Source organism: Peribacillus sp. NJ4 (assembly GCF_030348345.1).
Classification (GTDB): domain Bacteria; phylum Bacillota; class Bacilli; order Bacillales; family DSM-1321; genus Peribacillus.
The window spans coordinates 1-21,472 of sequence record NZ_JAUCFQ010000006.1 but is presented as its reverse complement, the minus strand read 5'-3'; the positions used below and the strand labels follow the sequence as shown (position 1 = coordinate 21,472).

The window sequence follows — 21,472 nt, the reverse complement described above, 5'->3', positions numbered from 1 at the left end:
CACTATTTCTCATAAAACGAACTATTATTTATATATTTTTCCCATATTATCCATTGGTTATACACCAATGGTATAAAAATTGCATAGTTACGGAATTATATATATGCATTTTATAATACTAACATAGCGAAAATTTAGAGTCAAACCTTTTTGGATAATAGTATATAGTAACCTTTTTTCTTAACGGGCACTTCAATATTGCCAAATAATTGCTCCATTTTATCCATTGCGGATGGAGCCCCTTGTTTTTTTTGAATGACAACCCATAATTCTCCACCAGCTACCAAACTGCGATAGCTTTCTTCTAAAATTTCGTGGACTACACTTTTGCCTGCGCGAATGGGAGGGTTCGTAAGAATTGCCGCGAATTGATTGGAGCCAACTTTGTCAAAACGATCACTTTCGTAAATCTTCACATTTGCGATCCCATTAGTAGCTGCATTCTCTTTTGACAACTCAACTGCCCGGCTATTTATATCAATCATTTCTATCGCTCTATCGGGATAAGCTGCCGCAATCGATATTCCGATTGGTCCATAACCGCAACCAACATCAAGAATATCTCCTTCCACAGCTTCATTAAGGTTAAAACTCTCAACCAAAAGACGCGATCCGAAATCAACTTCCTTTTTCGAAAAAACACCATTATCACTTTTGAAGCGAAAGGTACGTCCCTTTAATGTAAAATCCCAAAACTTCGGATTGCTTACGACATCCGGTTTATGTGAGTAGTAATGCTCTGTCAGAGTCATCTCCCCCTATCAGAAAGGAATATTGAAGATTTAATGAGAGAAGAGATTTGAAGAATGGATACTTGCATGCCGGAATGTTTGAATAACGAAACCTCTTAATTAATCAAACCATTAACGGCGTATTTCCGTCATTTCATTAAAATGAAGAAAAAAAGCCCGCCAGTGATAGCGAGCTTTTTGTTTATGCAAGATTACTTAACTTCAACGCCAGCTCCAACTTCTTCAAGTTTAGCTTTAACTTCTTCAGCTTCTTCTTTAGTAGCGCCTTCTTTGATTGCTTTTGGAGTGTTGTCAACAAGTTCTTTTGCTTCTTTAAGTCCAAGACCTGTAACTTCACGTACAGCTTTGATAACTTTGATTTTTTGATCTCCAGCAGATGTAAGGATAACATCAAACTCAGTTTGTTCTTCAGCAGCAGCGCCACCAGCAGCAGCTACAGCTACAGGTGCAGCAGCAGTTACGCCAAATTCTTCTTCGATTGCTTTTACAAGGTCGTTTAATTCTAAAACAGTCATATTTTTAACTGCTTCAATGATTTGATCTTTAGTCATTATTATTTCCTCCTCGAAATGGTTGGTTTTTTTTTGAATCAGCAGGCTGAATAAGCGGTTAGCTTACGCGCCTTGTTCTTCTTTTTGCTCTGCAACAGCTTTTGTAGCAAGAGCAAGTCCGCGCATAGGTGCTTGTAGCACGCTGAGTAGCATTGAAAGTAGGCCTTCGCGTGAAGGTAGTTCTGCAAGAGCTTTAATTTCTTCAGCAGTTGCAACATTTCCTTCGATAACTCCAGCTTTGATTTCTAACGCTTCATGTTTTTTCGCAAAATCGTTAAGGATTTTTGCTGGCGCAATAACATCTTCAGTTGAGAATGCAATTGCGTTTGGTCCTGTTAGAGATTCGTTTAAAGTGCTAAGTTCAGCACTTTCAGCAGCACGGCGAGTTAAAGAGTTTTTGTAAACTTTAAACTCAACGCCAGCTTCACGAAGTTGCTTACGAAGTTCTGTTAATTCAGCAACAGTCAATCCACGGTAGTCAACAACTACTGTTGATTGGCTTGCAGTTAATTTACCAGTAATCTCAGCAACGATTTTTTGCTTTTGTTCAATAATTGCGTTCATCCTTACACCTCCTGTAGATTTGCTTGAAAACATTTATACCGTTTCAAAGAAAAAGCCTTCATCTCTATTGCAGACATGAAGGCAGTAATTTCAAAAGTCATAGTCAAGGACTATTATTATCGAATTACCTCGGCAGGGAATTAAGCTCGTAACGAGCACCTACTGTCTACGGTACAAATGATATTCATTTATTCACAACAAAACTTATTATAACAACAATAGTTTTGGAATGTCAATTATTATTTATTGAAAGTAGAAGGATCAACTTTCACACCAGGGCCCATTGTAGTAGTTACAGAAACGTTTTTCATGTAAGTTCCTTTAGCAGCCGCAGGTTTAACTTTCATTAACGTATCATAGATAGTAGTGAAGTTTTCCACTAGTTTAGCATCTTCGAAAGATACTTTACCGATTGGAGCATGGATGTTACCAGCTTTATCTACGCGGTATTCAACTTTACCAGCTTTGATTTCATTGACAGCTTTTGTTACGTCGAATGTTACAGTGCCAGTTTTAGGGTTAGGCATTAATCCTTTAGGTCCTAATACACGGCCAAGTTTACCAACTTCACCCATCATGTCTGGAGTCGCAACGATTACGTCGAATTCGAACCATCCTTGTTGGATTTTGTTGATGAAGTCAGATTCGCCAACGTAGTCAGCACCAGCAGCTTCCGCTTCTTTTGCTTTTTCGCCTTTAGCGAATACTAATACGCGTTGAGTTTTACCAGTACCATTCGGTAGAACAACCGCTCCACGAATTTGTTGGTCAGCTTTCTTAGGGTCTACGCCTAAACGGAAAGCAACTTCAACAGTCGCATCGAATTTTGCGAAGTTAGCTTTTTTAGCAACTTCGATTGCTTCAGTTACAGCATAAGCCTTAGAAACTTCTACAAGCTTAGCTGCTTCAAGATACTTTTTACCTTTTTTCGCCATGATATAAATCCTCCTAAATTGTGGTTTTAACGGTATAACCTCCCACGAATAAAGGTTGCGAGTATCAATCGCAACCCCGTAGAAACAAATAGCAATTACATGGATTAGTCTTCGATGACAATACCCATGCTGCGAGCAGTACCTTCAACCATACGCATTGCAGCTTCAACGCTTGCAGCGTTTAGGTCAGGCATTTTAGTTTCAGCAATCTCGCGCACTTGATCACGCTTGACTGTAGCAACTTTTTTACGGTTAGGTTCACCAGAACCAGACTCGATACCAGCTACTTTCTTAAGCAATACTGCAGCCGGTGGAGTTTTTGTAATGAATGTAAATGAACGGTCTTCAAATACCGTGATTTCAACAGGAATAATTAGACCAGCTTGATCTGCTGTACGAGCGTTGAACTCCTTACAGAATCCCATGATGTTTACACCAGCTTGACCTAATGCAGGACCGACTGGCGGTGCCGGATTCGCTTTACCAGCAGGAATTTGCAATTTAACCATTTTAATTACTTTTTTAGCCACGAGACACACCTCCTTATAAGTCCGTGATGTGGTAATAGGGATATACCCTCCCACTCATCTTGAATTCTTTATATATTAATAAAGAATGCTTGTATCGTTGAGGCCTAAAAATTGAAACATACTGACCTTTGAAATTTTACCACTTTCAAAAGACAATTTCAAGTTTTTTTCCGTTTATAATTTTTCCACTTGATTAAAATCAAGTTCAACCGGTGTATCACGACCGAACATATTGACTAGAACCCTTACTTTACCTTTATCTTTATCAAGTTCTTCAATAGGTCCTGCAAAGGTTGCAAATGGTCCTTCTTTAACTTGAACCATTTCACCGATTTCAAAATCAACTTCGAATTTACTTTCATCCACGCCCATTCGTTTAAGAACGACTTCAATTTCTTCCGGCAGCAACGCAGTCGGTTTTGACCCAGCTCCAGATGAACCTACGAAACCTGTTACGCCAGGCGTATTCCGGACAACATACCAAGAATCATCCGTCATGATAATCTCAACCAGTACATAACCTGGGAATACTTTCTTTTTGGTCACTTTCTTTTTGCCATCTTTAATTTCTGTTTCTTCTTCTTCTGGAACTACAACGCGAAAGATCTTGTCTTCCATCCCCATAGTCTCAACACGTTTTTCCAAGTTAGCCTTAACCTTATTCTCATAACCTGAATAGGTGTGAACTACATACCAATTCTTTTCCATGTGTTAGGACTTTAACGTCCTTCCCTCCCTGCAATCAATCATTTTCTTTATTAATCTTTATCTTTGAACGTTTTAGCCAAAATACCAAACCGTCGTCATCCCGACTTAACTAGAATAAATTATGATGATTCATATTACAGCAGTGCTCGATTTTGAACTTCTTCACTTCTTAAAAAAGACAAATTAAAAAACCCGTTTCCGGGCTTTTCTGCTGACACATATTATTCTATCACTATTATACCTTATTTTCGAATCTCTTATTCAATAACTAAGCGAATTAATTCGGAAATGCCCAAATCGACCACTGTAAAGAATAAAGCCATAAACAATACAGTCGTCACTACCACGATTGTATATTTGGTAAGCTCCTTGCGTTTAGGCCAGCTTACTTTTTGCATTTCGCGAGCGACTCCGCTGAAAAATTCGGTAAAACGTTTCATGAATGTATCCTCCAAGCATTAGAAGCTTCTGTCAATCTATTTATAAAACGGTTATTTCGTTTCTTTATGAATCGAGTGTGAATTGCACGTACTGCAAAATTTCTTGATTTCCAGGCGTTCTCCGCTTGTCGATTGTTTGCTCTCATAACTATAATTTCTTGAACCGCAATCAGTGCAGGCAAGAACTATTTTTTTTCGCATTAGATACACCTATCCTATCTACTATATCCATAAAACCTTATCACGGCTGTCTTTTATTGTCAATGTCAAAGCGGGTTTCGCCCATTATGGATACCGGAAATCAAACCATTGTTTTCTTAACATACCATTAAAAATTTCAGTGAATAATAAACTTCCATGTGGAGAAGGGACAGATGAAATTAAGCGGAAAAAGCGGAGGGATTATAAACTGATTTCCCTTACTTCCAGGTAGCGCTCGAGCTTTCTTTTCACCCGCTGAAGGGCGTTGTCGATTGACTTAACATGCCGGTTCAACTCTTCCGAAATTTCTTGGTAGGTTTGTCCATCCAGGTAAAGAGCTAACACTTTTCTCTCAAGATCACTCAGGAGCTCGGCCATCTTTAATTCGATATCGTCAAACTCTTCTTGGTTGATGATAAGTTCTTCCGGGTCCAAAACTTTCGTACCCGATATAATATCCATTAGAGTTCGGTCCGATTCCTCATCATAAATGGGCTTGTCCAGGGAAACATAGGAATTGAGCGGAATATGTTTTTGACGTGTTGCTGTTTTGATAGCTGTTATGATCTGCCTCGTAATGCACAGTTCTGCAAATGCTTTAAAGGAAGATAACTTATCCCCTTTAAAATCACGGACGGCTTTATATAAACCAATCATACCTTCTTGCACGATGTCTTCCTTATCTGCACCAATTAAGAAATAAGTCCTTGCTTTTGCTCTAACAAAATTACGATACTTTTGGATCAAATAATCCAGCGCTTCACTATCACCAGTGTGAACCAACCCTATCAATTCATCATCCTCAAACTGCAGATACTTTTCGTTCAGCTTCATTCCGAATTTGAGACCCACATTATATCCCCCTGACCTGACTCAGATAGAAATATTATACAGCAGGTAAAATTTACCCGTCAATGGTTCAAATTTTACCTCGGCGCCATTTTTCGAAAATTTCTGCCACTTCTTCACTTAAAGGAATTTTAACCGCGGGTTTTATTGTCGTTGTTTTTCTGACATCTTTCTTGATTTCCCCTTGAATTTCTTCCATTTCAATAAGCAGTTCACGAGCGGATTTCCTTAGAGCCCCTTGGCCAAAGATCACCCACTGTTCTGTAAAGTCAGAGGTTGCCACTTGGATTTGCGTTTTGACGTTATTCAGTTCAATGGCCATCTTTTCTATTCTTTCATCCGCAGTTTCATTTTCTTTTGTGAAAATTACATCAACTTTATGATTTTTGAATATACGGGCAATCCCCTGAACATATTGAGCGTCAAATACGACAATTACACGGTATCCGGTAAATGCTTGATATTCCGCCATCATTTCAATCAACCGGTCTCTTGCAGCAGCAAGATCCCGTTCTTTTAATTCTCTCAGTTCCGGCCAGGCTCCAATAATGTTATAACCGTCCACCAACAGAATGTTCATCCCATCATTGCCCTAGAGGATTTCTTTTTCTATAAACCTCATACATCAATAAACCGGCTGCTACCGATGCATTTAACGAAGTTACCTGCCCTGCCATGGGAAGACGGATGAGAAAATCACATTTATCCTTCATTAACCGGGCCATACCTTTTCCTTCGCTACCGATAACAAGTCCGATAGGCATCTTTCCGTCCATGTTACGGTAATCATCGCTGCCTTTCGCATCGGTACCTACTATCCATACCCCTCGCTCTTTCAACTCTTCCACTGCCCTTGCCAAATTTGTCACGCGAGCAACCGGAATATATTCGATTGCACCAGTTGAAGCTTTCGCCACTGTTGCCGTCAAGCCCACAGCTCTTCTTTTTGGAATGATGATTCCATGGGCACCGACTGCATCAGCCGTTCTCATGATCGAACCTAAATTATGCGGATCTTCAACTTCATCAAGAATCATGAAAAAAGGTGCTTCGTCCCGTTCAGCCGCTTTTGCGAATAGGTCATCCAATTCCACATATTCATATGCAGCCACTTGTGCGACAACACCTTGATGGATGCCTTCTGCCATTTGGTCAATTTTTTTCTTCGGCACGATTTGCACGAATACCTTCTTTTCCTTCGCCAGACCGATAAGTGGTTGCATCGAGCCTTTTTGTGAGCCTTCGGCTATCCAAATTTTATTAATATCCCGTTCGGAGCGAAGAGCTTCCAATACGGGGTTTCTGCCAATGATATATTCTTCACTCATGGGTTACTCCCCTTTTCTTCTTCAATGTATTCAATAGATTTTTTGATTAGTTCTTCCATTCTTTCTATTCGACCGGATAAGTACAAAAATCCCATAAGTGCCTCGAAAGCGGTACTGTAGCGATACGTTTGCACATCCGTATTCTTCGGGACCGAACCGGATTTTGCATTTCGGCCACGCCGAACCACAGCGGATTCCTCTTCCGATAACCAATCTGACTCAAGGAAAAAATGGATAATCTTATTTTGAGCTTTAGCCGCTACAAAAGATGTAGCCTTTTTGTGAAGTAGATTGGGCTTGACCGCACCATTTTGAATGAGATGATGCCGGATATACGTTTCGTATACAGCATCACCTATATAAGCTAAAGCCAGACTGTTCAGCATTTTTGCATCTACGTTATTATCGTAATGAAGCATTAATTACCCTCTTTTCCATCTTGTACCTTGAGGGGTATCCTCTAATATGATATTCATGTTTTTCAAACGATCACGAATTTCATCAGATAACCCAAAATTGCGGTCTTTCCGCGCTTGAATTCTCTGCTGGATCAAACCTTCGATTTCTTCATCCAAAAGCCCCGCTTCTTCAAGTGACAAACCTAGGACAGAAAATAAAGTATTGAATTTTTCAAGGAAAGCATCAATGACTTCCTTGTCTGTGTTTTTCTCCATCAAGTAATAATTTGCCTGTTTGGAAAGTTCGAAGAGTATGGATATTGCATTAGCTGTGTTGAAATCATCGTCCATTTCCTTAATGAATTGTTCATGTAATCCATTAAGCTTCTCCAACCAAATATCATTATTCTCAGTCAATCCGTCGCTTACCTGAAGGCGATGCTTTAAGTTTTGATAAGATGTCCTTAACCGATCAAGGGACGCTTTTACATTTTCAAGCACTTCTTCACTATAATTGATGGGATGACGGTAATGTACGGATAACATAAAGAAGCGTAACACTTGTGGATCATGCTTCTGAATGATGTCATGCACAAGAACGAAATTGCCTAATGACTTAGACATTTTTTCATTCTCAATATTTATATACCCGTTATGCATCCAATAATTCGCAAAGGTCTTACCTGTCAAAGCTTCGGATTGTGCAATTTCATTTTCATGATGCGGGAAAGCTAGATCTTGACCCCCTGCATGAATATCGATTGTATCCCCCAAATACTTTTTGACCATTGCGGAGCATTCTATATGCCAGCCAGGACGCCCTTTTCCCCACGGGCTCTCCCAAGATATTTCATCATCCTTGGCCGCTTTCCAAAGGGCAAAATCAAGGGCATCTTGTTTTTTCTCACCTATTTCAATACGGGCCCCTACTCGCAGCTCATCGATGGACTGATGTGAAAGTTTTCCATACCCCTCAAACTTACGGGTACGGTAATACACATCCCCTTCAGATTCATAAGCAAATCCTTTTTCAATCAATGCCGAGATGAATTCAATGATTTCATCCATGTTCTCCATTACGGTTGGGTGAGCATCCGCTTTTTTGCAGCCCAATGCGGACACATCTTCAAAATAAGCCTTGATGAAACGCTCTGATATTGTCGGGACATCTTCGCCCAATTCTTTTGCCGCACGAATCAGCTTATCATCCACATCCGTAAAGTTCGAAACGAATTGCACATCATATCCACGGTAGTCCAAATACCTACGAACGGTATCGAATACGATTGCCGGTCGTGCATTACCAATATGAATGTAATTATAGACAGTGGGTCCGCATACGTACATCTTCACCTTTCCCTCTTCAATCGGGATGAAGGTTTCCTTTTTTCTTGTAGCTGTGTTATATATTTTAATCGCCATATTATAGACTCCTTTCTTCCTGCTTCTGTTCAGCCAGCTTCGCTCTTAAGGCCCTGAGTTCACTATCCAATTCCTTAAAGCGATCAGCGATTGGATCAGGAAGATCACAATGATTTAGGTCTTTGTTGATTTTGATACCATCTTGAATGACTACTTTACCTGGAATGCCCACAACTGTAGAATTAGGTGGCACTTGCTTTAAAACGACCGATCCTGCACCGATTTTTGAGTTTTCCCCAACAGTGATGGAACCCAGCACTTTTGCTCCTGTGGCAATCAATACATTATCCTTTATCGTAGGATGACGTTTTCCCTTTTCCTTTCCTGTCCCCCCAAGGGTTACACCTTGAAAGACAGACACATTGTCACCAATCTCACAAGTTTCGCCAATGACGATCCCCATTCCATGGTCAATGAAGAAACGACGGCCAATGGTAGCTCCTGGATGAATTTCAATTCCGGTAAAAAACCGGCTGATTTGAGAAATACTTCTCGCTAGGAAAAAGAACTTCTTCTTGAATAGTGCGTGAGCCATCCTATGACTCCAAATCGCATGTAAACCCGCATACGTCAAAATGACTTCCAAATAACTGCGCGCAGCAGGATCTTGATCAAAAACCACTTCGATATCCTCTTTAAACATCTTTAACAAAATGATTCCCCCCTATGTTCCGTCCTTTTCCTACATCCCCATTTGAAGCTTTTAATGCATATAAAAAAGCGTCTCTGTCCAAATAGACAGAGACGCTTTAAGCGCGGTTCCACTCTGTTTGGAATAACGAAGCAGGTAAAGCTTTCCCCTGTTTTTTCATCCCCAACTTTAATCCCTGTAACGGAGGACATTCCGCCTGTGCCTACTATAGGTTAGTTCAGCAAAGGACTCAAGGGTGCATTTCAGAAAACGAGAGGCCTGAACCACTTTCAGCAGGTTATGGTTCTCTCTAAAAAGCTTCGTTTACTTACTTCTCCCCATCTACGCGTTCTTTTGTAAGATTATTAAATACTATATTACATTTTCGACAAATTGTTAATATAAAATACTCTGAATACGCTGTTTAATTTTTTCTTTGCCCAGTAATGAAATGGCCTTAGGCAAGTCAGGACCATGTGTTTGACCCGTGACGGCCGCCCTTATCGGCATGAATAATTTTTTTCCTTTATGCCCTGTGCTTTTTTGTACCGCTTTAATCGACTTCTTGATTTCATCCGCATTAAATTCTTCAAGCCCTTCGATTTCCTGAAGGAAAGCTTTCATGACTTCCGGTACCTGTTCTTCTGCCAATACTTCCTTAGCTTCTGGCTCGAACTCGACCTCATCCTTGAAAAACAGTTCAGATAGCTTAACTATTTCCGCTCCATAGCTCATCTGCTCTTGAAAAAGGGAAACAAGGCCATGTACCCACTCTTCTTCTTCAGCGGTTAGTGTCTCTGAGACCTTCCCAGCTTTAATTAAGTGAGGCATTGACAATTCCACTGCACGATTTACGTCCAATTGCTTCACGTATTGGTTATTCATCCATGTAAGTTTTTGCTTATCGAAAAGTGCAGGTGATTTAGACAACCGATCAGCATCGAAAAGATTAATGAACTCTTCTTTCGTGAAAATCTCTTCCTCCCCGACCGGAGACCATCCTAATAATGTAATGAAATTGAATAAAGCCTCAGGTACATAACCAAGCTCTTCATATTGCTCAATGAATTGAATGATCGATTCATCACGTTTACTCAGTTTCTTCCTGCTTTCGTTTACAATTAGCGTCATATGTCCGAATACCGGCGGTTCCCATCCGAATGCTTCATAAATCATCAATTGTTTCGGAGTATTGGAGATATGATCATCACCGCGAAGGACATGGGAAATCTTCATCAAGTGATCATCGACTGCCACTGCAAAGTTATAGGTCGGTATGCCATCTTTTTTAACGATAACAAAATCACCAAAACCATCTGTTTCAAACGAAACGTCATCCTTGACCATATCTTTGAAAGTAAGGACTTTCCCCGCTGGAACGCCAAAGCGAATGCTAGGTTTTCGTCCTTCAGCCAATAGTTCACTTTGCTCTTCTTCAGTTAAATGCCTGCACTTCCCTGAATATTTTGGCGTCTCATTCCGTTCGACCTGTCCTTCACGCTCTGCTTCAAGCTCTTCTTCCGTACAATAGCATTTATATGCCAAACCCTTACCTAAAAGCTCTTGATACAATTCCTGATAAAGGTCGTTCCTTTCTGATTGACGATATGGCCCGTATTCACCGCCAACATCCACACCTTCATCCCAGTCCATACCAAGCCATTTCAAATATTTAAGCTGACTTTCCTCTCCACCTTCAATATTTCTCTTTTGGTCGGTATCTTCAATCCGGATGATGAATTTCCCACCTTTGTTTCGTGCGTATAAATAGTTAAATAAAGCCGTCCGTGCATTACCTATATGTAAATGTCCAGTCGGACTCGGTGCATAGCGAACTCGAATATCACTGCTCATGATATATATAGACCTCCCAGTCGTTCTTTTCTATTGTTTATTTTATCATTTATATACATTTGGTTAAAGGCATCCACTCTAAAAACAAATTAGTTTGATTTAACCAATAAGACAACAGCCTGTGCCGCGATTCCTTCGCTTCTGCCTGTAAATCCAAGTTTCTCTGTAGTGGTCGCCTTTACATTAATTCTATCTATCGAGGCATCTAAAAGTTCTGCAATCCTGCCTCGCATTTCCTCAATATACGGTGCCATTTTCGGGCTTTGTGCAATGATTGTACAGTCCGCATTACCTAAGGAATATCCTTCTTTTTTTACAATCGCCCAAATATACTGCAACAGTTTTGCCGAATCGGCATCTTTAAATTCAGGATCGGTATCCGGAAAATGCTTACCGATATCCCCTGCACCGATTGCCCCCAAGCAGGCATCAGCAACAGTATGCAAAAGTACATCCGCATCCGAATGACCTAACAAACCTTTCTCATGCGGAATCGTAATTCCGCCAATAATCAAGGGTCTACCCTCTACAAGCTGATGAACGTCATATCCTTGTCCAATTCGAAACATATCATTCTCCCCAATCATCGTTTTCCATGTTGTTGTTTATGTAAAATCGCTTCTGCAAAATATAGGTCTTCCTGAGTCGTAATTTTAATATTATCATAATTGCCCTCAATAATAACTACCTGTTCATTGATCCGTTCTAGCAAACTTGCATCGTCCGTCCCTAAAAAAGCTTCAGCCTCTGCCTGTTCATACGCCCTTTTTAATATGGATACACGAAAAGCTTGTGGAGTTTGTACCGCCCACAAGCTTGATCGTTCCACCGTTTCCAATACCTTTTTATCAGTAACTTTTTTAATCGTATCCTTTACGGGCACTGCAATGACAGCACCTCCATGAAGGGAAGCTGCGGTAGTCAATTCTCTGATTTGCCCTGGATTGATAAAAGGGCGAGCCCCGTCGTGGACCAGGATGATTTCTTCCCCAGCATGTTGCAGCCCATTATAAACGCTTTGTTGGCGCTCCTTGCCACCCAAGACGAGTTTCTTGACCTTTTTAAGCCCATACGTTGCTATCAATTGACTGAAATAATCCTTTTCTGCCGGGTTTATCGAAAGGATAATCCCCCGACAGTCAGGATCTTCTTCAAAGACACGAAGTGTATAAACAATAATCGGGATACCCGATAGTTCAATAAAAAGTTTATTCTTGCCCGCGTTCATTCTTTTTCCTTGTCCAGCTGCAGGTATCACTACTTCATAAAACATAACGGTTTCTCCTACTCTTCTTTATAATGCTTTTTCTAATAGTTTCGGTTTAGCGAATATCATACGTCCTGCAGAGGTTTGCAGTACACTTGTGACAAGTACATCGATTCGTTTCCCAATATGGTCACGACCACCCTCTACAACGATCATTGTACCATCGTCTAAATAAGCAATGCCCTGGTTCTGCTCTTTCCCGTCCTTAATGACCTGAACATTCATCTCTTCCCCAGGAAGTACAACAGGTTTTACGGCATTGGCAAGGTCATTGATATTAAGGACCGCCACATTTTGAAACTCGCATACTTTGTTTAAATTGAAATCATTGGTAACGACCATTCCGCCCGATATTTTGGCAAGCTTCACAAGTTTACTATCCACTTCCTGGATGTCTTCAAAATCTCCCTCGTACATCTCCACTTTAATCGGAAGGTCTTTTTGAATCCGATTCAGGATATCCAAACCACGTCTTCCACGATTCCTTTTCAATGCATCAGATGAATCAGCAATGTGCTGTAGTTCGTTTAATACGAATTGAGGGATGACTATGGTACCCTCCAGGAAGCCTGTCTGACAGATATCCGCAATTCTACCGTCAATGATGACGCTTGTATCGAGAATCTTCAGCCGCTTGCTATACCCCTCTTCGTCCTCTTCACTTACTTCACCATCAGTATTCTTTTTCTTATTATTTTTCGTAAATAAACTCAATAGTTCATCACGTTTTTTAAAGCCCACCTGGAAACCAAGATAACCAAATAAAAGCGTAAGGATGATAGGAACCACCTTGATGGCACTGAAGGCGGAACCAACCAAGAACGCCGCAAGCAGTCCCACTAAAAGACCGACGCTGCCAAAGATTATGTCCGTAATCGGTATCTTAACAAGCTGTTCCTCCAGCCACTTCATAAAATAGATCACATGATCTACTGCCCAAAAAGTAATAAGATAAAAGATAATGGCACCCAACAGTACACTTACATAAGGATTGTTTATTAAAGCAATATCGTCTGCATGTAATACAATTAATAATTCTGGAATAAGTAACATACCAAGTGTTCCGCCGACTATTAAGAAGCATGCTTGTATAATGCGTTTTAACATCCCTTTCACCTCCCTCTACTCATTATTGACCAATAAAATAAAATGAAACCTTCGAAAATTCGTTTTCATTATATACGTGAAATTCACTTAAGGAATTAGTGGATTTACTAATATGACTCCTTCTCTTTTTCGTAATATTAGCCTAGCACCCTGAGTTTTGAGTGTCAAAAATAAACACTAATCAATTTCAAGCTAATCCAGAGAAATTTTGAAGGCCAGCTGCACCTTACATCCTTCTATTTGTGACCAACTGATTTTTTAAAATGCGGAGTCCTTCTTTAATTTTATTGGCACGGACTTCGCCAATACCCTCTACATCGTCAAGGTTTTGAACTGTAGCTTTATTGACTTCGCTAAAGCTTCCGAACTGTTTCACTAAATTTTCGATAATCAAACCCGGCAAGCGTGGAATCTTATGAAGAATACGGTAACCACGGGGATGTACTGACTCATCAAGATGTATGTATCCGTGATAGCCCAGTACCTTTAGAAGTATGCTTTCGTCCAATTTTTCCTGCATGGCCAACTCTTGAAGCCGAAAAATGATATCCTCTGGTTTTTCATCATTACTGGAAATATAATCCTTGATAAGCCACTTTCCTTCCGTTTCAATATCTGCCAGGATTTCATTCATTTGCAGACGGATCAATCTTCCTTCCGTACCAAGCTCATTAAGGTAAGTAAGTAGCTCCGCCTTGATTCTGAGTACCATTACATAACGGTGCAATACCTGCAAAAGATCGGCATAGGTCACGATTTCCTCAAACTCTAATGCTCCTAATACTGATATGCTCTGCTGTAGGACCACCTTGTATTTTTCCAAGGTTTGAATGGCTAAATTGGCCTTAGCAAGTATGACCCCTATATCTTTGAGGGCATACCGGAAATTGCCTTGATATAAAGTGATGACATTCCGGCGTTGTGATATTGCGACGACCAACGACTTGGTCTCCCTTGCTACACGTTCCGCTGTCCGATGCCGCATTCCCGTTTCAGTGGAAGGAGTACTGTTATCCGGCACTAATTGGGCATTTGCGAAAATGATCGTATCGGCTTTTTCATTTAAAATGATTGCCCCGTCCATCTTCGCCAACTCATACAATGTACTTGGGGTACAGCTACAGTTGATTTCGAAGCCGCCATCTACGATAGTTCGAACCTTCTCGTTATATCCAACCACTATCAAACCACCCGTATTTGCCCTCAGGACATTTTCAATACCCTCCCGAAGCGGGGTACCTGGAGCTACAATTTGCAGAATCTCCAATTTTGTTTTCTCATACCCTTTTTTATCTGTCATACTTACCCCCCTAACGATTGTTGAAGAGCCTCCGAAACCGATGAAACACCAACGATCTTAATACCTTTTGGTGCGGTCCATCCCCCTATATTATTAGCCGGTATGATAACTCGTTCAAACCCTAGTTTTGCTGCTTCTTGCACCCTTTGTTCAATTCTTGACACCCTTCTTACCTCACCAGTCAGCCCCACTTCACCAATGATGCAATCCGTAGGGTTTGTTGGTTTATCACGGAAACTAGAGGCAATGCTGATTGCGACAGCGAGATCAATTGCCGGTTCATCCAGCTTGACACCACCAGCAACCTTTAAATACGCATCTTGGTTTTGGAGCAGCAAGCCCACTCTCTTTTCCAGAACAGCCATTAAGAGCGAAACTCGATTATGGTCTATCCCTGTGGCCATTCGCCTTGGATTGCCAAAACTAGTAGGTGAAATCAATGCTTGAATTTCAACAAGCACCGGCCTTGTTCCTTCCATGGATGCGACGACTGTGGAACCCGAAGCTCCTTGAGACCTTTCTTCAAGGAAAATTTCCGATGGATTCGCGACCTCTTCCAAACCATGTTCTTTCATTTCAAATATACCCATCTCATTCGTCGAACCAAATCGGTTTTTGACAGCACGTATGATTCGATATGTATGGTGTCTTTCACCTTCGAAATATAAAACGGTGTCTACCATATGCTCAAGCAGCCGTGGCCCTGCAATGGCCCCTTCTTTTGTAACGTGTCCGACGATAAAGATCGCAATCCCATTCGTTTTAGCAATGCGCATGAGTGAGGCTGTGCATTCCCTAACTTGTGAAACGCTTCCCGGGGCAGATGTAACCTCCGAATGGTACACCGTTTGAATGGAGTCAATAATGACCAAATCCGGTTTTACCTCTGTAATCGCCTGTTGGATATAGTCCATATCGGTTTCAGCATAGACGAATAGATTTTCTGACATGGTCCCAAGCCGGTCCGCTCTCAATTTGGTTTGCTTGACTGACTCTTCACCTGATATATAAAGCACTTTTTTCTGTTTATGTGCCAATTGGGAGGATACCTGCAAAAGTAGGGTGGATTTACCTATACCCGGATCGCCTCCGATCAATACAAGTGACCCCTGTACGATCCCGCCCCCAAGAGCACGATTCAATTCCATTAAATCCGTCTTAATCCGTGGTTCTTTTTCTGATTGAATAGTAGTTATGGGCGCTGCCTTTTCCCGTTCCCCGGAACCTCTAACCTCTGAATGGGTAAAAGCACCTTTTCTAGCAGGTTTAACGATTTCAGTTTCCTCGACCATTTTGTTCCATTCACCGCAACCTGGGCATTTCCCCATCCATTTCGCGGACTCATATCCACAAGACTGACACATAAATTTGGTTTTCTTCTTTACAGCCATAAATTACTCCTCTTTCTTTGGAAAAAATACCTATATTAAGGATATTATATCTCTGTTTTATTTAAACCTTCTTAAGGCTAAGTTTTTTTAAAAAAATAATCACTCTACATTGTCCAACTTATACTCATTTCTACCTATGGATAAAAAACAGAGGTACACTGCAAAAAAATCTGCCGTGTACCTCGAAGTTTAGAATCAGGTTATTCACTTACATTAACAGGTTCACCTTGTCGGATTGCAAACTCATTATTCACGACATCCATCACGACCGTTTGCCCTTTTTTCACGTTACCCTTAAGCAACTCCTCGGAAAGATAATCTTCAACATGCTTCTGAAGCGCCCTGCGGATTGGTCGTGCCCCATATTCAGGATCGAAACCTTCCGTAGCAATTTTTTCTCTAGCCGCATCTGTAAGTTCCAAGTATATTTCCTGTTCTTTCAAACGGGTAGTAAGCTGATTTGACATTAATGTGACGATTTGTTTTAAATGATCCTTCTCTAATGAGTGGAACACGATAGTTTCATCAATACGATTCAGGAACTCCGGACGGAATGCTCGTTTGAGTTCTTCCATCACTTTCCCTTTCATATTTTTGTAATCCTGGCCGGTATCCTGGATGTTAAAGCCCACATACTTATCAATTTTTAAGGCAGACGCCCCTACATTCGATGTCATAATCAGAATGGTATTCCTGAAATCGACAGTACGCCCCTTGGAATCTGTCAGTCTTCCATCTTCCAAAACTTGAAGAAGAATATTGAAGACATCTGGATGAGCCTTTTCTATTTCATCAAGCAGAACGACTGAATATGGTTTCCTCCGCACTTTTTCCGTTAACTGTCCGCCTTCTTCGTATCCAACATATCCTGGAGGGGATCCAACAAGACGTGAAGTCGAATGTTTCTCCATATATTCGGACATATCTATACGGATCATAGCATCTTCATCACCAAAAATGGATTCAGCTAAAGCACGGGCAAGCTCGGTTTTACCGACCCCTGTAGGTCCCAAGAAGATGAATGAACCAATTGGACGTTTAGGATCTTTCAAACCTGCTCTTGCGCGTCGTACTGCTTTAGAAACCGCAATGACGGCCTCTTCTTGCCCAATTACGCGATCGTGGAGGATTGATTCCATATTAAGCAGTTTATCTGACTCTGTTTGCGCCAGTTTAGTGACTGGAACTCCCGTCCAGCTGGATACGACGTGCGCAATATCATCCACAGTCACTTCACTGTTCTCTTGCCCTTGTTTTTCTTTCCAAGTCTTTTTCGTTTCTTCCAATTGTTCTCTTAAGCGTTGTTCTGTATCGCGAAGCGAAGCAGCTTTTTCAAATTCCTGGCTCTGAACGGAAGCATCCTTTTCCTTACGCACATCATCTAGCTTCACTTCAAGTTCCTTTAAGTTTGGTGGCGTTGTGTATGAACGTAACCTAACCTTGGATCCAGCTTCATCAATCAAGTCAATCGCTTTGTCCGGTAAAAAGCGATCGGAAATATAACGGTCGGATAATTTGACTGCGGCATCAATCGCTTCGTCAGTAATCGAGACACGGTGATGGGCTTCATAACGGTCACGTAAACCCTTGAGAATTTGAATGGATTCTTCCATGGTCGGTTCATCTACTTGGATTGGCTGGAAACGACGTTCAAGCGCAGCATCTTTTTCAATATACTTACGGTACTCATCCAAAGTGGTAGCACCGATACATTGTAATTCACCACGGGCCAATGATGGCTTAAGGATATTGGAGGCATCAATTGCACCTTCTGCACCGCCTGCACCAATCAATGTGTGCAATTCATCGATGAATAAGATGATATTACCCGCCTGACGAATTTCATCCATCACTTTCTTCAATCGGTCCTCGAATTCACCCCGATATTTAGTACCTGCCACAACAGTACCCATATCTAGGGTCATTACGCGTTTATCTCGTAAAATTTCAGGTACCTCATTATTGATGATCTGTTGGGCAAGCCCTTCAGCAATGGCTGTTTTACCTACCCCAGGTTCACCGATTAATACTGGGTTATTTTTTGTACGACGGCTTAATACCTCAATGACACGCTGTATTTCCTTACTTCTTCCGATAACGGGATCCAAGCTTCCTTCCCGGGCAATCGCCGTTAAATCACGGGCAAGGCCATCCAGTGTCGGTGTGCTAGCATTTGAAGCAGCTGAACCTTGATGACCACCTGATTCATTGCTGCCCAAAAGTTGTAATACCTGTTGTCGGGCTTTATTTAAACTTACTCCCAGATTATTCAACACGCGGGCGGCTACACCTTCCCCTTCTCGTATCAGACCAAGAAGTACATGCTCTGTTCCAACATATGAATGACCTAATTTTCTCGCCTCATCCATGGAAAGCTCAATGACTTTCTTAGCTCTTGGGGTATAATGTATCGTTTGAGCCGTATCCTGTCCACGGCCAATTAAATTTTCCACTTCTTTCTGAATCTTATCCGGTCCCAATCCAAGAGCATATAACGCTTTGGCTGCAATGCCATCACCTTCTCGGACCAGACCCAGTAAAATATGTTCCGTGCCAATATTATTATGACCTAAACGGATTGCCTCTTCTTGGGCTAATGCTAATACTTTCTGTGCTCTTTCAGTAAAACGACCAAACATCATAGGGAATTCCTCCTTAAGAATTTTCGTTTTGAATAAAGTTGTAGACAATTCTCTAAGTAATGGCAGGTTCTTGCTCCATACCTATTCATGAATATTGGTACTCTCCAAAGAGGATAATGACCTCTATGAGGAGGAAGATTCCGTGAAATTCAAGCGTTCTCGGATGAGTGCTGCTCTACGGATATCCCTTTCATGGGATCTTAAAGGGCCACCTGCATACTTTTGTAAAAATCCCGACTGTGTCAAAATCATCAACTCATTTAGAATGCTTTTAGAAATATTTTTTATATACCCAAGATCTATACCTAGCCTAACATCTGAGATACAGGTAGCAGCTTCCTTGGTCTCGATGATTCGAGCATTGGACAATATCCCATATGAACGGAAAACTCTATCTTCTAATTGTATGTGGGAAGTCCTCGCTAATGCATCCCGCGCTGACCGTTCCTGGGCTATGATTTGTTGCACTACACTTGTTAGATCTTCAACGATATCCCTTTCCGACTTTCCGAGAGTGATTTGATTAGAGATTTGAAAGATATTCCCTAACGCTTGACTGCCCTCTCCATAAATCCCTCGTACCACCAACCCCAATTGGTTGATAGCCGGTATAATATTATTCATTTGCTGAGTAAGGACCAGGCCTGGCAGATGCATCATGACTGAAGCCCTTAATCCCGTTCCCACATTAGTTGGACAACTAGTTAGGTATCCTCTTTCTTCATCATATGCATAGTCTATGGATTCTTCAATCCAATCGTCAAGAACATTTGCAATCTTTAAGGTTTCCTTTAGCTGCAACCCCGACATTAAACACTGAATACGGAGATGATCCTCTTCGTTTATCATGATACTGATTTCTTCATTTTCCGAAAGGAGACATGCGCTTTTCGCTGATTCCTCAACTAAATGAGGGCTGATTAAATGTTTTTCAACAAGAACGCGCTTTTCCAGTGGCTGTAATTGGTCAATCTCTAGAAGTTCCAGTTTCCCAATCTCTGGAGTAACTTCCTCTTCAATTCTTTTTTTGACCAATTCAATTATTTTTTTAGCTTCTTCGTTAGAAAAGGAGGTTGGGAAGGTAAAGTCTTTGAAATTCCTGGCCAATCGAATCCTGGAACTCAATACAATATCGATCTCCGGCCCTTCGGCACTCATCCAGGAACTCAAGGCGTTTTCTACAAACTTTTCCAAGCTCATAATTCCTCGCCTCCCTCTTGTGCATCATACCTTTTTTCAAGGGAACGAACCTTATCTCTTACTTCTGCCGCTTTCTCAAACTCCTCTTGAATAATGTGGGTCTTTAAAACTTCTTTCAAATCCAAAATTTGCTTTCGAAGATATATGGTGCCACCAATCCTTTTTGGAATTTTCCCTATATGTGCTGTATTGCCGCTATGAACCCTTTTTAAAATAGGGTTTAACTGTTCATTGAATGTTTTATAACATTCGGCACAGCCAAACTTACCAATATGGACAAATTCTTTATAGGAACGATGACAATTCGGGCAACGCCTCTCTTCCGATTTGGGAAATGCATTTGCCTTTGTCTGTTGAATATTCGACTCCATATTCAACAATCCTGCTAATAAATTATTTATTGAAAAACCAGGTCCACCTGCATCCATGAACACCTCACCTTTTTCCTGAGCACATTTCTCACAAATCATGACTTCAGTCTTTTTTCCATTGATGATTTTGGTGAAGTGTAGGGTAGCAGGCCTTTGATGACATTCTTGGCAAATCAACGTTCATCACCTCTGCCAGTTTCATTTATATTTTAAAGTCGTAAGCATCGCAGTTAAAATTCTTGCCCTAAGCTCATCGCGGTCAGGTAGGTCGATATAAATCACCGATCTATCTATGACGCTCATCATAATCTTTGCTTCTCTTTCATTAATGACTTCCTCATTCATCAGCCGGGAAATTACTCCTTCAGCCATCGATTGAGTTACCCTAGAACCAATAAGCGATAATAATTGGTTAATAAGTTGCACGGAATCCTGCGATTCCACTTTCATGATGCGTATATAACCGCCGCCTCCACGCTTACTCTCTACAACATAACCTCTCTCGATTGTAAACCGGGTATTGATTACGTAATTGATTTGAGAAGGAACACACTGAAATTTATCTGCTATTTCACTTCTTTTAATCTCTAAGATATCTTTTTGACTTATTTCCAGCACTTGCTTCAAATAAGTTTCGATAACATCAGATATGTTTCTCACTCAGCCTCCTCCATTCTGACTTTGACTATATTTGACTATTATTATACAAGGAAAAATGCATTTTGCAACTTAAACGCACTTTCTTTCTGTATTATCCATTTTCTCCAAATTATATGTAGTTACATACCCCATTGAACATTAAAGTTGAAATATCTTACATAAATACCCTGAAAAGATAAATGCAAAACCTGCAATTTTTTCTTCTCCTCAAAGCTCCTTCACCTAAATTCAACCTCTTTCTCCAGTTCCCGTTCCCTCTAATGGTATTTTAACCAACAAATAGATCCAGCCCTATGCTAACCCTGGAGATAAAAAACCTATTCGTTAATTAGAACATCAAAAAAGACCAGCCAGAATGGCTGATCTTAGAT

24 protein-coding genes and 2 other annotated features are annotated in these 21,472 nt (G+C 40.9%); all 24 genes read right to left on the bottom strand.

Annotated elements, in window-relative coordinates; translation table 11 throughout:
- Positions 1-140: 140 nt before the first annotated feature.
- Positions 141-746: a class I SAM-dependent methyltransferase gene (locus tag QUF94_RS26160; protein ID WP_289318829.1), complete on the bottom strand. Its 606-nt coding sequence runs from the start codon at positions 744-746 to the stop codon at positions 141-143.
- Positions 747-943: 197 nt separating this feature from the next.
- Positions 944-1,303, bottom strand: a complete 360-nt coding sequence (rplL, locus tag QUF94_RS26155) for a 50S ribosomal protein L7/L12 (protein WP_289318642.1) — start codon at positions 1,301-1,303, stop codon at positions 944-946.
- Between the two features lie 63 nt (positions 1,304-1,366).
- A complete protein-coding gene (gene rplJ, locus QUF94_RS26150; RefSeq protein WP_207439800.1) occupies positions 1,367-1,867 on the bottom strand; it encodes a 50S ribosomal protein L10 in 501 nt (166 codons plus the stop codon).
- Positions 1,868-1,906: 39 nt separating this feature from the next.
- Positions 1,907-2,057: a sequence feature (ribosomal protein L10 leader region), on the bottom strand.
- A gap of 49 nt (positions 2,058-2,106) precedes the next feature.
- A complete protein-coding gene (rplA, locus tag QUF94_RS26145; protein WP_061440375.1) occupies positions 2,107-2,802 on the bottom strand; it encodes a 50S ribosomal protein L1 in 696 nt (231 codons plus the stop codon).
- 104 nt (positions 2,803-2,906) lie between these two features.
- Entirely contained in the window at positions 2,907-3,332 is a 426-nt protein-coding gene (gene rplK / locus QUF94_RS26140) for a 50S ribosomal protein L11 (RefSeq protein ID WP_063235791.1), read from the bottom strand.
- A 174-nt stretch (positions 3,333-3,506) separates the two neighbouring features.
- Complete coding sequence (nusG, locus tag QUF94_RS26135) at positions 3,507-4,040, bottom strand: transcription termination/antitermination protein NusG (RefSeq protein WP_289318641.1); 534 nt, start codon at positions 4,038-4,040, stop codon at positions 3,507-3,509.
- 257 nt (positions 4,041-4,297) lie between these two features.
- Positions 4,298-4,480 (bottom strand): preprotein translocase subunit SecE, encoded by a 183-nt coding sequence (secE, locus tag QUF94_RS26130; RefSeq protein WP_214751063.1) that lies wholly within the window; start codon positions 4,478-4,480, stop codon positions 4,298-4,300.
- Between the two features lie 51 nt (positions 4,481-4,531).
- Positions 4,532-4,681 (bottom strand): 50S ribosomal protein L33, encoded by a 150-nt coding sequence (rpmG, locus tag QUF94_RS26125; RefSeq protein ID WP_081113075.1) that lies wholly within the window; start codon positions 4,679-4,681, stop codon positions 4,532-4,534.
- A gap of 201 nt (positions 4,682-4,882) precedes the next feature.
- Positions 4,883-5,515, bottom strand: a complete 633-nt coding sequence (gene sigH / locus QUF94_RS26120) for an RNA polymerase sporulation sigma factor SigH (protein WP_094246690.1) — start codon at positions 5,513-5,515, stop codon at positions 4,883-4,885.
- A gap of 85 nt (positions 5,516-5,600) precedes the next feature.
- On the bottom strand, positions 5,601-6,110 hold the full coding sequence (locus QUF94_RS26115; RefSeq protein WP_289318640.1) for an NYN domain-containing protein: 510 nt from the start codon (positions 6,108-6,110) through the stop codon (positions 5,601-5,603).
- Between the two features lie 4 nt (positions 6,111-6,114).
- Positions 6,115-6,858, bottom strand: a complete 744-nt coding sequence (rlmB, locus tag QUF94_RS26110; RefSeq protein WP_289318639.1) for a 23S rRNA (guanosine(2251)-2'-O)-methyltransferase RlmB — start codon at positions 6,856-6,858, stop codon at positions 6,115-6,117.
- Positions 6,855-7,277, bottom strand: a complete 423-nt coding sequence (locus QUF94_RS26105; RefSeq protein WP_289318638.1) for a Mini-ribonuclease 3 — start codon at positions 7,275-7,277, stop codon at positions 6,855-6,857. The genes rlmB and QUF94_RS26105 overlap by 4 nt, the downstream gene beginning before the upstream one ends.
- 3 nt (positions 7,278-7,280) lie before the next feature.
- On the bottom strand, positions 7,281-8,678 hold the full coding sequence (cysS, locus tag QUF94_RS26100; RefSeq protein ID WP_289318637.1) for a cysteine--tRNA ligase: 1,398 nt from the start codon (positions 8,676-8,678) through the stop codon (positions 7,281-7,283).
- A gap of 1 nt (position 8,679) precedes the next feature.
- On the bottom strand, positions 8,680-9,330 hold the full coding sequence (gene cysE, locus QUF94_RS26095; RefSeq protein ID WP_289318636.1) for a serine O-acetyltransferase: 651 nt from the start codon (positions 9,328-9,330) through the stop codon (positions 8,680-8,682).
- Between the two features lie 85 nt (positions 9,331-9,415).
- Positions 9,416-9,663: a binding site (T-box leader), on the bottom strand.
- 42 nt (positions 9,664-9,705) lie between these two features.
- The gene (gene gltX, locus QUF94_RS26090) at positions 9,706-11,163 is read right to left on the bottom strand and encodes a glutamate--tRNA ligase (RefSeq protein ID WP_289318635.1); all 1,458 of its coding nucleotides are present in this window, start codon (positions 11,161-11,163) and stop codon (positions 9,706-9,708) included.
- An 89-nt stretch (positions 11,164-11,252) separates the two neighbouring features.
- The gene (ispF, locus tag QUF94_RS26085) at positions 11,253-11,732 is read right to left on the bottom strand and encodes a 2-C-methyl-D-erythritol 2,4-cyclodiphosphate synthase (RefSeq protein WP_095395284.1); all 480 of its coding nucleotides are present in this window, start codon (positions 11,730-11,732) and stop codon (positions 11,253-11,255) included.
- A 14-nt stretch (positions 11,733-11,746) separates the two neighbouring features.
- Positions 11,747-12,436 carry a 2-C-methyl-D-erythritol 4-phosphate cytidylyltransferase gene (gene ispD, locus QUF94_RS26080; RefSeq protein ID WP_289318634.1) on the bottom strand — a complete coding sequence of 230 codons (690 nt, stop codon included), beginning with the start codon at positions 12,434-12,436 and terminating at the stop codon, positions 11,747-11,749.
- Positions 12,437-12,457: 21 nt separating this feature from the next.
- Positions 12,458-13,537: a PIN/TRAM domain-containing protein gene (locus QUF94_RS26075; RefSeq protein WP_289318633.1), complete on the bottom strand. Its 1,080-nt coding sequence runs from the start codon at positions 13,535-13,537 to the stop codon at positions 12,458-12,460.
- Positions 13,538-13,763: 226 nt separating this feature from the next.
- Positions 13,764-14,837, bottom strand: coding sequence for a DNA integrity scanning diadenylate cyclase DisA (gene disA / locus QUF94_RS26070; RefSeq protein WP_289318632.1), 1,074 nt, complete (start codon positions 14,835-14,837; stop codon positions 13,764-13,766).
- Between the two features lie 2 nt (positions 14,838-14,839).
- Entirely contained in the window at positions 14,840-16,228 is a 1,389-nt protein-coding gene (gene radA, locus QUF94_RS26065; RefSeq protein WP_289318631.1) for a DNA repair protein RadA, read from the bottom strand.
- 200 nt (positions 16,229-16,428) lie between these two features.
- A complete protein-coding gene (clpC, locus tag QUF94_RS26060) occupies positions 16,429-18,870 on the bottom strand; it encodes an ATP-dependent protease ATP-binding subunit ClpC (RefSeq protein WP_289318630.1) in 2,442 nt (813 codons plus the stop codon).
- 123 nt (positions 18,871-18,993) lie between these two features.
- Entirely contained in the window at positions 18,994-20,070 is a 1,077-nt protein-coding gene (mcsB, locus tag QUF94_RS26055; protein WP_289318629.1) for a protein-arginine kinase McsB, read from the bottom strand.
- A complete protein-coding gene (gene mcsA / locus QUF94_RS26050) occupies positions 20,067-20,618 on the bottom strand; it encodes a protein-arginine kinase activator protein McsA (protein WP_289318628.1) in 552 nt (183 codons plus the stop codon). The genes mcsB and mcsA overlap by 4 nt, the downstream gene beginning before the upstream one ends.
- 21 nt (positions 20,619-20,639) lie before the next feature.
- Positions 20,640-21,101, bottom strand: a complete 462-nt coding sequence (locus QUF94_RS26045; RefSeq protein ID WP_289318627.1) for a CtsR family transcriptional regulator — start codon at positions 21,099-21,101, stop codon at positions 20,640-20,642.
- Positions 21,102-21,472: the final 371 nt, after the last annotated feature.